The organism is Halanaerobium sp., assembly GCF_003070835.1.
Window position 1 is genome coordinate 18,538 of the sequence record NZ_QBLR01000019.1, and the last position, 11,936, is coordinate 30,473.

General features: G+C 36.9%; 10 protein-coding genes. 1 reads left to right on the top strand and 9 read right to left on the bottom strand.

The window, feature by feature from the left end:
- Nucleotides 1–29 precede the first annotated feature (29 nt).
- The 9 genes from CI949_RS03905 to CI949_RS03945 all read right to left on the bottom strand — a co-directional run bounded on the left by CI949_RS03905 (nt 30) and on the right by CI949_RS03945 (nt 10,800).
- Nucleotides 30–1,271 carry an ABC transporter substrate-binding protein gene (locus CI949_RS03905; RefSeq protein WP_290763188.1) on the bottom strand — a complete coding sequence of 414 codons (1,242 nt, stop codon included), beginning with the start codon at nt 1,269–1,271 and terminating at the stop codon, nt 30–32.
- Between the two features lie 236 nt (nt 1,272–1,507).
- Nucleotides 1,508–2,440 carry a transcriptional regulator gene (locus CI949_RS03910; RefSeq protein WP_290763190.1) on the bottom strand — a complete coding sequence of 311 codons (933 nt, stop codon included), beginning with the start codon at nt 2,438–2,440 and terminating at the stop codon, nt 1,508–1,510.
- A 102-nt stretch (nt 2,441–2,542) separates the two neighbouring features.
- Entirely contained in the window at nt 2,543–3,601 is a 1,059-nt protein-coding gene (locus tag CI949_RS03915) for a Gfo/Idh/MocA family protein (RefSeq protein ID WP_290763191.1), read from the bottom strand.
- Between the two features lie 43 nt (nt 3,602–3,644).
- A complete protein-coding gene (locus CI949_RS03920) occupies nt 3,645–5,099 on the bottom strand; it encodes a DUF4129 domain-containing protein (RefSeq protein ID WP_290763195.1) in 1,455 nt (484 codons plus the stop codon).
- Entirely contained in the window at nt 5,089–6,423 is a 1,335-nt protein-coding gene (locus CI949_RS03925; RefSeq protein ID WP_290763197.1) for a DUF58 domain-containing protein, read from the bottom strand. The genes CI949_RS03920 and CI949_RS03925 overlap by 11 nt, the downstream gene beginning before the upstream one ends.
- The gene (locus tag CI949_RS03930; RefSeq protein ID WP_290763200.1) at nt 6,416–7,354 is read right to left on the bottom strand and encodes a MoxR family ATPase; all 939 of its coding nucleotides are present in this window, start codon (nt 7,352–7,354) and stop codon (nt 6,416–6,418) included. The genes CI949_RS03925 and CI949_RS03930 overlap by 8 nt, the downstream gene beginning before the upstream one ends.
- A 92-nt stretch (nt 7,355–7,446) precedes the next feature.
- Nucleotides 7,447–8,697 carry a nickel-dependent lactate racemase gene (gene larA / locus CI949_RS03935; RefSeq protein ID WP_133529706.1) on the bottom strand — a complete coding sequence of 417 codons (1,251 nt, stop codon included), beginning with the start codon at nt 8,695–8,697 and terminating at the stop codon, nt 7,447–7,449.
- A gap of 93 nt (nt 8,698–8,790) precedes the next feature.
- Nucleotides 8,791–10,041: an adenosylhomocysteinase gene (locus CI949_RS03940; protein WP_290763203.1), complete on the bottom strand. Its 1,251-nt coding sequence runs from the start codon at nt 10,039–10,041 to the stop codon at nt 8,791–8,793.
- Between the two features lie 183 nt (nt 10,042–10,224).
- The gene (locus tag CI949_RS03945; RefSeq protein ID WP_290763207.1) at nt 10,225–10,800 is read right to left on the bottom strand and encodes a DUF3267 domain-containing protein; all 576 of its coding nucleotides are present in this window, start codon (nt 10,798–10,800) and stop codon (nt 10,225–10,227) included.
- A 127-nt stretch (nt 10,801–10,927) separates the two neighbouring features.
- Between CI949_RS03945 and CI949_RS03950 the strand changes: the two genes are divergently transcribed.
- The coding region (locus tag CI949_RS03950) for an ISL3 family transposase (protein ID WP_290763205.1) at nt 10,928–11,936 on the top strand (1,009 nt) is incomplete at its 3' end.

The window sequence follows — 11,936 nt, forward strand, 5'->3', positions numbered from 1 at the left end:
TGTTCTAAATTGTCTAACTGCTCTACTTCTTATCTACTTAACAATCTCTCGATTCCTTTTACCGCCTGATCCACTGCTTCTTCTGCAGTGATTTCATCATTCCAAACTTTACTTAAGGCAGTTGTGATTTCTGTTCTGATACTCCAGGTATATGAGCCTGCACTATCAAATCTTACATAATCTGCAGCCTTTACATAGTCCATTCTATAAGGCATATTCTGAAATTCTTCTTTTTCTGTTACAGTAGTTTTACTTGGGATATGTCCTGCTTTAGCCCAGAGTTCACCATGATCTGTAGCCCATTTAGCAAAGGTAAGGGCTGCCTTTTGTTTTTCTTCATTAACATTTCTAGCATAAGGAATAACTAAGGTATGAGAGTCACCCCAGACAGATCTATCTTCAAAAATCTTAGGCATTGGAATTACACCAAAATCTAAACCTTCTGTATTTTCTAGAGTACCTGTAATCCAGACACCAGTTAATAATGAAGCTGCTTCACCATTTCTAAATAAGTTTACATTTTCCATATATTCTGAATGCAGTGGTGAATATTCCTTGTCATAAAGATCCTTCATATACTTAATTGCTCTGACTGCTTTTTCTTTATCTAAGGTTACTTTATCATCGGTAATTACAGGTGCACCATCAAGCTGACTGTAGAGACTCCACCAGACTCTGTAGTGGCCTTCTTCAGTTAATTTTGTCCAGTTTGTCATCGGGTATTTAGCAGAAGATTCAGCCTTTAATTCTGCCAGAAAATCTTTGAATGAACCTTCCATCTTTGGAGTTCCATCTTCAGCTAAGAGATCGGCTTCTGCCAGAAATTCTTTATTATAATAATATACTAATGGATGGGTATCCAGGGGCACTGCATAAATTTTCCCATTAATTTCTGAGCCACTTAGAATATTTGAATTATACTCATCCCATTTGATGCCAACACTTTTGCCCAGCTCATCTAAAGGAACAATTAATCCTTCATCTGCCAGTTCTTTAACTCTGGTCACATGACTGATTGCAAGATCAGGACCATTGCCGCTGGCTGTAGCTGTTTTAAGCTTGGTGTAATATTCTGACCACTCTAATCTGGTAACATCTACATTTATATCAGCATGAGTTTCGTTAAATTCTTTGACAATTGAATCCATAAATTCGGCGTCCCCACCACCAAAAAGATTCCAGTACTCTACAGTAACCGCTTCAGCAAAGGCACTTGATGTAAAACCAATCAGCATTGTAATTAAAGCTAAAACTAATAACTTTTTATTCATTTTATAATCCCCCTTAAATTTGTTGAACTTTTTGAACTGACTGCCCAATTGTAAATATTAAGAATTTTTGTTATAAAAAATATCTCCTCCCTTTAATTTAAGTATTACTGCTTTAATTTAATAAAAGTTGAATTAAAGCCCATAAAAAATGCATCAAACTATTCAGCTCTATTTTTATTATTCAACACTGAAGCAAAAATTCCTGCATTTATTTTAATTTTTTTTGATTTATTTTATTAATCATTGAATTTATATCTGTATCTAAGCATTATATCCTGCCTGTAATTACCAAATTTTTTGCCAAATAAATTAACCCCACCTACATTGCGGGCATCCTCTTTAACACCAATTTTCACATTGATAAAATCTTCTTTTTCAATCTTTAGATCACTTAAAGTTACATCTGAAATCTGATTGCCGTCAATATATGATCCCTCTTCTGTAACCTGCCAGATTTTTAAGAGTCCGTGCTGGGTCTGATCAAAATACCACCAGTCCGGATTTAAAATACCCCTCTTCTCACCAAAATCTCCAGGAGAAGTCCAGACCCCAATTTCAACCCCATTAATCAAGATTGAGATATCAGAGGGCCAGTTTTCATTATAATCAGAGGTTTCTGAGCAGATTTCCATACTTAATTCCAATTTGGTTGCCTGTGAGTCGTTTGGCAGATTATTGGGAAATACATATTTGACATAACCCTTACCAAACCATAGAATCTGAGCGTGTATATGTTCAGGATGCAGAAATGATTTAACATCATCAAGTTCTCCAATCACTGCTTTTTCTGAGGCCAGACCACAGGTTGGGCTGACTTCAAAATCCTTATAATTACCAATCGGCATCGAAGTTTCGATTAAGTTTTTATCTTTTAATTCTCTATTTCCAGGCAGATTAATTAATATTTTATCATAGCTTAAGCTGCAGATTTTTTGTGAACCGTGGTTGCCCGGTTTATATTCAGTCTCAATCAGACCAGCCTCCTCCAGCTTCTTAATATTAACCGTAACTGAAGAGGCGGGCATATCTATAAATTCTGAGATTTGATTTAAATTCATGTCTTCATTCTGTAAAACTTCTATAATTTTCATTCTAGATTCAGAGCCCAGCGCTTTTAAAACATCTATAATTTGCTCTTCATCCTTTAATTCCATTATGTTACCCTTCATTTTAATCACTCCAATTGCTTTTTGCTAATTTTATTTTAACAATTATTGAATTAAAAAGCAATTGCAAAATTAAAAAAAGAGCCGTCTCCGGCTCAATTGATTTTAAAATTTAACTGCTTCTCCAGTTTCAGCAGATTTATAAATTGCATCCAGAATTTGAGCTACCACCAAAGCCTGTTTAGCTTTTACCGGCGGTTCTTTATCCGCTCGTATAGCCTCAATCCAGACTCTCATTTCCCGCTCACCGGGATCTTCATTTACCGAACTGGCTGTAGAAATTTCCTCTTTATATAGCCTACCATCCTTTTCGCCATTGATCCTGAGTCCATTGAGATTATCCGCTCCGGCTTTTCTGCCACTCAATACTGTCTTAATGTCATAGTCTTCTGGAGTATTTAAAGCCCAGCTGCATTCTAAAAAGACTGTAGTCCCATCTTCCATAATAATGTGAGCAACTGCAGCATCTTCGACTTCAAAGTTTTCTTTTTCCCAGGGACCAAAATAATTGGCTTCACTGCTTTCTCCTGCCATCTCTTTAAATACATTTGCCAGCACAATTTTAGGTTGATAATTATCCAGCAGCCAGAGGGTTAGATCAAGTGAATGGGTACCAATATCAATTAGCGGTCCTCCACCCTGAATTCCTTTATCTAAAAAATAACCCCAGGTTGGCACCCCACGCCGCCTTAATGCCAGTGAACGGGCAAAATATACTCTTCCCAGTTTACCGCTTTCAACCAGTTCTTTAAATAAAATATTTTCTGCTTTAAAGCGATTTTGATAACTGACCGATAATTTTTGACCATTTTCCTTAGCTGTCTGATACATCATCTCTGCCTCTTCAGCATTCAAAGCCATTGGTTTTTCACACATTACATCTTTACCGGCCTTAAGCGCTGCAACCGAAATTTCTGCATGGGAGTTGTTTGGAGTGCAGATATGAACAAGATCAAGCTGCTCATCCTCCAGGAGCTTTTTATAATCTGTAAAAACCCTGGAAACTTCTGCCCCAAATTCTGCAGCTGCTCGTTCTGCTTTTTCTATACTTCGGTTGCAGAAAGCTGTCATTTCTACATTTTTTAATTTATTAAGCCCCGGCATATGTTTGCTAAAAGCAATATCACCACAACCAATTATTCCAACTTTCAACTTTTTTTGCATAATATTAGTGCCCCTTCCTCTACTAATTTAAATTCAATTCCAATCAGATTTTTTTCTTTAAAATTTTCCAGATTGACTTTGCTGCTTTAACTGCATTTTCACCCAGAGAATGATTGCTGTAAGCACTTTCGACAAAAATATCTGTCAGATCATTAATCTCATCTTTTAAATTCTGATATTTTTCTTCCAGATAACTGCTGTATTCATAAGGAGTTGAAGCGGGATCTTTTCCCATCCCTTTTAAAGACAGAAGTTTAAGCAGAGAATTATAAATTCTGATTATTATTGAATTAGACTCCCCTTTAAGATCAATGTCTTTTAAACTTTTTTCTTCTTTTTTATTTGATTTCTTATTCTTAAGCCTTTCTCTTCTTTCCTTCCAGCTTGAACTGAGATTGAAATTCAAATCTTTAACAACAGAAAAAATATCTTTGATTGATTTGATCAAAAATCTGTAAAAAGCCTTGAAAAACTGGGGCATATTCTTTATTTTACTAATTTCGGAAGTTATAAAAAAGATTATCAGAGCCAGAAAAAAGAGTCCAAAAATTACTGTTAAAAAGATCTGAATAACAATAAACAATATTTCAATCAGTCTCGATTCCTCTTCTTCTACCTCAGCGGGAAGCTCTCCTTCTCCCATGTTTTGGCTAATTTTTTGCTGCTGCTCCATCTCAACTACTCCCATTTGAGCTAGCTGCCTCTCAAGCCAGCTGTTAATTCTATCCATCGGCAGCGGTTGATAATTAGAGGGAAGTAAAAAGGCAAGCAGCAGAGCTGAAATGATAAAAATCAAAAGAAATTTTCGCCAGCCCTTTTTTATTGATTGGCTCTCTTTAATTCGATTAACATTCCAGTCAACCGTTTTTTTATCAAGATAAGTTAGGGCCAGCAGAAACACTTCTACCACTAGAAAAATTATTGTTAGTATCAGAAAAAATGTGTTCAGCTCTCCCATAAACGCCCAGAGAATAAATAAGGGGAGATTAAGCCAGCTGATTTTTTGAGTCATCCTGGGCCAGATCAGAGGATAATCCAGGAGCCTTCTAAACTCATCAAGATTCCAATCTTCACCTCTACTTGCATAAATTTTATCAAAATCTTTACGGAAGTACTCAAAAATACCGCAGAAATCGTAAACTTGATACCAGATAAAAATACTGATCAGCCAGAAAGTGAATAAATCAAGATTTTCAAGAATGAATATGGAATTTAAACCCTGATAGCGGCCGCTAAAAAAAACTAAAATAAAAAGGTAAATAAAAAACTCGGCCACAAAAGTCAGCACCGGAATTTTTATTTCCAGGGAAGCATTAAAATGCAGTATTGCTTCAATTAGAAATAAAAAGAGCAGGGAATAGGATAACATGTTTAAATTAAAAAAGTTAGAATTAATTTCAACTAAATAAAAAAACATCACTGCCAGAATAAAATAGAGCAGAACCCCCATAAAAGGATAAAGATAGCTGTATTTAAAATTATATTCTTTAGCTTTCATGTAGATCACGCTCCCTCCTTAAGTGATGAATAGAAAGTGGTGCTGTAAAAGGTCGGTACCTGAATTCTCGATGAACTACCTCATCTCCCATAATCATAATTTTAATATTATAGCCTCTTCGCATTAAATTTTCTGCCACCTGCATTAATTGACTGTCATCCTTTTCTGTGAAAATAATCAGGGTTCCTCCCCAGGCCAAATCGAGCTCATCAGTCAGCAAATTGAGAAAATTATCCGCTTGAGATATATCAACCCGAGCAAGCAGTTCAAGCAGCTGCTGCAGATGGGCATCTCCAGTTCCTGATGGGAGTTTTAAATAGCTATCATAGTCAAGCTCCACTACTTTTTGATCAGAGGCAAAACTATTTGCAGTTTTATCATCAGCTGCCGCTTCTGAGTCTGAATTCTTAGTTTTTTCACTTTCTGAATTCAGTTTTGTTTCAGCTTCTCCTTTAGTTATTTTTGCCTGGTAGGCATTAAACGCCTCTCGGTTTTCACCTTCGATGACGGCATTACTCATAAATTTATAACTGTGACCAATTCGATTTAAATAATAAGCTATCGAAGCGGTGGCAGTGACTGCAAGTTCTGTTTTTCTTTCTAAAAATTTGTGGCCATAATCTTCCTGAGACATATTTAAAACCAGAGCTGTATCAATGGAAACCGTCGATTCATTCTTGCGGGATTTTAATTCTCCGGTTTTGGCTGAAGCCTTCCAGTGGATCTGATTCATCCTATCCGAACCCTGATATTCTCTGATACCTGCTGTTCGATAGGGATCCTGGTAAATCGGCTGAGGCCATTTGGATTTCCCAAAGGGCAGCCTGGAGGCAAGTCCCAGTTCTTCTAAGTTCAAAATTTTGGGGTAGATATATACTTCCAGCTCTTTGAGCTCTCCTTTTGTCAGTTCATAACCCAAAAAATCTCCCATTTCCCATCTCAGCGGTCCAATTTTATAGAGCCCTCTCTTCTTTGCTTTCAGGCTAAAAGTCCACTCTTTTTTCTCGCCAGCTTTAAAATAACTTAAATGCTGTTCTTCCAGAGTAGTTAACTTTCCGGGTAAATACTCATCAAATTTGAGCCATAAAATTGGCAGAAAGCTGTTGTTTTCCACTTCAATAGTTACCTTAATTTCTTCATTATAAAACAAATGATCATTTTCCAGGTAGTGATTTATTTTTAAGTTTTTGGAGATATTATAGTGGTAATATTTAATTGTAAAATGAAAGAGGAGGAAAAAATAAGCAAGCTTAAACAAAACTGTCCGCTGCAGAACTGCTCCTCCCAGATAGGTTACTAAACCTAAGGCAAAGAAATTAATCAATTACTGGCACCTCGGTTCTTCTGATAATCTCCTTCACAATCTTTTCTTTATCTGCACCTCTAAGTCTGCTTTTTGATTTAATAATAATTCGGTGAGCTAAAACTGCAGCTGCAATTTCTTTAATGTCATCTGGAATAATATAATCCCGCTCATTAATTACTGCCCAGGCCTGAGCCATTTTCATCAGGGCAATACTTCCGCGGGGACTGGCTCCCAGCTCTAGATCACTGTGACTGCGGCTCTGATTGACCAGCTCAACAATATATTTTCGCAGCTTCTGATCAACATGTACCTTTTTGACATCAGACTGCAGCTCAATAAATTCCTGATCGGTCATTACAGCCTCCAATTTTTCCACCGGATGCTCAAGCTGCAAATTTTTCAAAATCATCTGTTCTTCTGCTTCAGCTGGATAACCAATCTCCAACCTGATTAAAAAACGATCAAGCTGAGCTTCAGGCAGAGGAAAAGTCCCATCATATTCAATGGGGTTCTGGGTTGCCATTACTATAAAGGGATCTGACAGCCTGCGGCTAACCCCCTCGACTGTAATCTGCTTTTCTGCCATACTCTCCAGCAGTGCTGACTGAGTTCTTGGCGTAGCTCTATTTATCTCATCAGCCAAAACAACCTGGGAGAGGATTGGCCCCTCTCTAAATTCAAATTCATTAGTTTTTTGATTATAAATTGAAACTCCAGTGATATCTGAAGGTAGTAGATCCGGAGTAAACTGAACTCGTTTAAATGAACAGCCAATTGAGCGGGCCAGTGAGCGGACAAGTATAGTTTTCCCAACTCCAGGAACATCTTCAAATAGGATGTGCCCTTCAGCCATCATCGCTGCTAAAGCCAATTTTATTACTCTATTTTTACCCAGAATTACCCCTTCCACATTATCAATAATATTCTGTACTTTTTCTATATTCTGCAATTAATCCACCTCTTTTTGTCTTTTTATTTATTTATTTGAACCAGGTCCAAAACGGCCGTTTTGGACCTGGTTCAAAAGATATTTTTCACATATTATTTCACCACAGGAACAGTTAGACTTCCCTGTGGCATTATATAGACTGAATAATCAGCACCGTGTTTTTCTTTAAGAAAATCGACTGCCTCCTGGATATTTTCCATTTTACTGGCAAAAATATTCTCTGTTCTTTCTTTAATCAGACTGGAAATTAATATTATCTCTTTTTCTGCTGCTACTTTTGAGATTGCAAAGGCTTTATGACCACCAATTAGAAACTTTTCTTTAATTCGGCCTACATTATCTTCAGGCTTTTGAGCTTCATTCATCCACTTTTCAAAATGCTCTTCTCCGTAACCCTCCGAGCATTCTGCCACCCAGATAATTGTACCACCTTTTTTTACCGCATGATCGGCATGATCGAGGGCTTTCTGGGCCTGATAAATGTTAATATCACGGGGAAAACCACCTGAACTGACAATTGCTGCATCAGCTTTTTTTGCCAGATTTAAATGATACATCTCTGCTGAAATATCAATACCAGCCTCCCAGGCCTGACGGTAATCACCAGCAACTACTCTTACTATCTCTCGTTCACTGTTTGTCACCACATTAAGTATATAGTCCACCCCCAGCATCTCTGCTGCTTCAAACATTTCTCTGCTGATAGGATTATTTTCTAAAGCAGGCTGTTCTTCAATTACCTCGACCATCATCGCGTGATTATTTTCAATACTATCTCTGCCGGCAACTCCTGGTAAAATTGATTTTCGACCTCCAGAAAAGCCAGCCATATAGTGGGGCAAAATTACTCCAGTTGTGATTACAAAATCAGCTTCAGCAACTTTTTTATTAATCTTTAACTGATTACCGGTGCTCAATTTTCCTAAATCAGCTAAATTCTGATCACAATTGTGATGAATAAAATTATAACTTCTGTCAATTTCTCTGCCAAAGATTTCTCGATTCTGTTCAGCAGAATGAGCAGAGTGAACTCCTGTAGCGATCACAAAAGTCACCTGCTCCTTTTTAATTCCTGCCTCAGCAATAGACTTCAGCAGTGGAGGCAACATATAATTATAAGGGGTAAAGCGGGTTATATCATTAACTATAATTACCAGCTCATTTATTTCTCTAAGCTGCAGAAGCTCTGCCAGTGGGGCTGAGCCAATTGAGTCTTTAAGGGAATTTTCTACTGCTGACATTGGATCAGCCAGCCCTTCTTTTTCATTTGCTTTTAAAATATCCAATACTCTGCTGCTTTCAATCTCAAATTCTAAATTATCTCTACCATACTTTAATTTCATTTCTGCTCTACTACTCCTTACTTTTCCTGTTTGTGAATTGTTTCGTTTGTACCAGGTCCAAAACGACCGTTTTGGACCTGGTACCAAAAAAATTTATTCAGTCCAGCTGTTAATATAATCTTCCTGCTCATCAGTTAATTGATCAATTTCGACACCTAAGGATTTCAATTTATATTCAGCCACCATATTATCAATATCATCAGGTATATTATAAACCTGGGCATTTAAATTCTGATTGTGGTTTAAATGCAGCAGTGAAGATAACTGCAGGGCAAAAGTCATATCCATAATTTCTGCCGGATGTCCATCTCCAGCTGCCAGATTAACCAGACGCCCATCAGCCAGGAGATACAGCTTGCGGCCGTCTTCCATTTCAAATTTCCTGATATTTTTCCTGGACTCACTTACTTCGACCGCCAGCCTGTTTAAAGCTGGTTTGGAGACTTCAACATCAAAGTGGCCTGCATTTGCCATAATAGCTCCATCTTTCATTACCTTAAGATCTTCTTCGTCAATTACATTTTTACAGCCTGTAACAGTAATAAAGAAATCACCCTTTTTAGCTGCTTCCCGCATTGGCATTACCTCAAAACCATCCATCCAGGCTTCGCTGGCCTTAATCGGATCGATTTCAGTTACAATTACTCGGGCACCCAGACCTTTAGCCCGCATGGCAACACCTTTGCCACACCAGCCATAGCCAGCCACTACCGCGGTTTTACCAGCCACTACCAGATTAGTCGTCCGCATAATTCCATCCCAGACCGACTGACCGGTACCATAGCGGTTATCAAAAAGTGATTTGCATTTTGCATCATTAACTGCCATCATTGGAAAAGCCAGAGTTCCATCACCTTCCATTGCTTCCAGGCGGTGAATTCCAGTAGTAGTCTCCTCTGCCCCACCAATGATATTTTCTAAGAGTTCTCTTCGCTCTGTATGTAGAGTCTCAACCATATCGCCACCATCATCAATAATCAGATCCGGCTCAATATTTAAAACCATATTTAAATGCTCTTTATACTCTTCAGGTGTGGAGCCATACCAGCTGTGAACCATCACACCGTGTGCTGCAAGACCTGCTGCCACATCATCCTGAGTAGAAAGTGGATTACTGCCGGCAATAGCCACATCTGCTCCCAGCTGACTGATCACATAAGCCATATAGGCAGTTTTAGCCTCTAAATGAAGGCAGATTGCCACTTTTTTACCTGCCAGCGGCTGTGATTCCTGGTGTTCTTTTAAAATTTCATTTAAAATATCCATTTTATCAGCTACCCACTGAATTTTGCGCCAGCCCTCTTCGGCCAGTTCCGGACTTCTTAATGTTGATTTATCTAGCATAATTACTCCTCCTTATTGATTTAACTAAAATTAGCTCTTACAAAATAATACTATAATTTCAGTCAGATAATTTACTTCGAGATTATTATTAAGATTCAATAAATTATCCGAATTTTCCTCTTATTTATATTTTATCATAGATTAGGGCAATGAAAAGAAAAATCAGTTAAAACTACATATTTTTTATACTTCCTTCCAGAAAACTCTGGCAGTATCAGTTTTCAGAACCGAATTCTTTGGTACCTGACTGAAAATTAAAACAGAGTAAAATATATCACCTGCTCCTCCAATGGAATTCAGAACTGCTAAAATAGCTAAATATATATAATTTAATTCGAAGACAGAAATTAATAAAACTGGAATTACAGTTAGTATAAATAGAGGCGCCAGCATAGCAATTATAATTCTATCTCTTTTTAGAGGTAAATCATAATAAGAGTAAAAGACAAATTTCTTCGGCCAGAAACCAAAAATACTTTTGTCAGAAAGACCAAAATTGGGGTACAGTAGGGCATGACAAACTTCGTGTAAGGGGATTAATAAAAATACTATGTACCAGTTGTCCATATAGTTACTGTAAATTTCCCTAATTGATATAATTTCTTTAATAAATTGATAAAAAAATGTACTGATTAAAATTCCAAAACCTAATATTAGTATTTTAAAAATAAAAAAACTTGAGATGTTTTCTAGTTCTTTCCAGTCTTCATTCTGCGATAATTCTTCTAAATCTGTTGGTATTCCCAGCTTAAATTTCATCAAATCTCTGCCTCTTCGCTATTTAGTGTGGGTTTTTATTGTTCTTTTATTTAATATAGCTGAATTAATTCATTTTCATATCCAATTATGGTATACTTTACCTATACTATAACAGGAGATGATTTTAGTGTATAAAAATATAGATTTATTCACTCAGGCTTTAGGAATAGAAGAACCATGGAAACTTGATAAGATAGATTTTAATAAAGATGATGGTCGACTTGATATATATATTTCTCACAAAAGAGGTAGTAAATTTCCCTGCCCTGAATGCGGTAAAAAATCACCTATCCATGATACTAAAGAAAGAACCTGGAGACATCTTAATTTCTTTCAGTATAGAGCCTATATCCATGCTAAAATGCCGAGGACAAAATGCAAGGACCATGGAGTGCTGCAGGTTAAAGCACCATGGGCTGAACCAGGTTCAGGCTTTACAATGCTCTTTGAAGCGTTCATTATGCAGCTAGCTACAGCAATGACTGTCAATGAGATAGCTGAATTAGTTGGCGAACATGACACAAGACTCTGGAGAATACTGAACCGTTATGTAGAAGAAGCCCGTGCTGAAGAAGATTACAGCAGTACTGATAAAATCGGTATTGATGAAACTTCAAGCAAAAAAGGACATAATTACATAACAATATTTGTGGATCTTGATAAGTCAAAAATAATCTATATTACTGAAGGTAAAGATGCTTCAACTGTTGATTCTTTTGCTTTGGATTTAAAATTACATAATGGTGATCCTAAAAATATTAAAAAAATCTGCTGTGATATGTCACCAGCCTTTATTAAAGGCACTGCTGATAACTTCTCTCAGGCTAAGGTCACCTTTGATAAATTTCATGTAATGAAAGCTGTTAATAAAGCTGTAGACCAGGTCAGACGCAATGAACAATCTGATAACAAAGAACTTAAAAAAACAAGATATATCTGGCTTAAAAACAAGAATAATCTAACCAAAAAGCAGAAAGAAAAACTAAAATCACTATCTGAAATGAATTTAAAAACTCTAAGAGCCTATAATCTTAAGCTATCCCTGCAGGAATTCTGGAATATAGAAGATCTTACAACAGCAGCAAGCTACCTGCAGAAATGGTATCTCTGGGCAATTCGCAGCCAGTTGGAGCCAA

Bases quoted from the DNA above. Each gene is read 5' to 3' on its own strand.
- CI949_RS03920 (WP_290763195.1), bottom strand. From the start codon at position 5,099: ATGAAAGCTAAAGAATATAATTTTAAATACAGCTATCTTTATCCTTTT.
- CI949_RS03915 (WP_290763191.1), bottom strand. From the start codon at position 3,601: ATGCAAAAAAAGTTGAAAGTTGGAATAATTGGTTGTGGTGATATTGCT.
- CI949_RS03945 (WP_290763207.1), bottom strand. From the start codon at position 10,800: ATGAAATTTAAGCTGGGAATACCAACAGATTTAGAAGAATTATCGCAG.
- CI949_RS03905 (WP_290763188.1), bottom strand. From the start codon at position 1,271: ATGAATAAAAAGTTATTAGTTTTAGCTTTAATTACAATGCTGATTGGT.
- CI949_RS03940 (WP_290763203.1), bottom strand. From the start codon at position 10,041: ATGCTAGATAAATCAACATTAAGAAGTCCGGAACTGGCCGAAGAGGGC.
- CI949_RS03910 (WP_290763190.1), bottom strand. From the start codon at position 2,440: ATGAAGGGTAACATAATGGAATTAAAGGATGAAGAGCAAATTATAGAT.
- larA (WP_133529706.1), bottom strand. From the start codon at position 8,697: ATGAAATTAAAGTATGGTAGAGATAATTTAGAATTTGAGATTGAAAGC.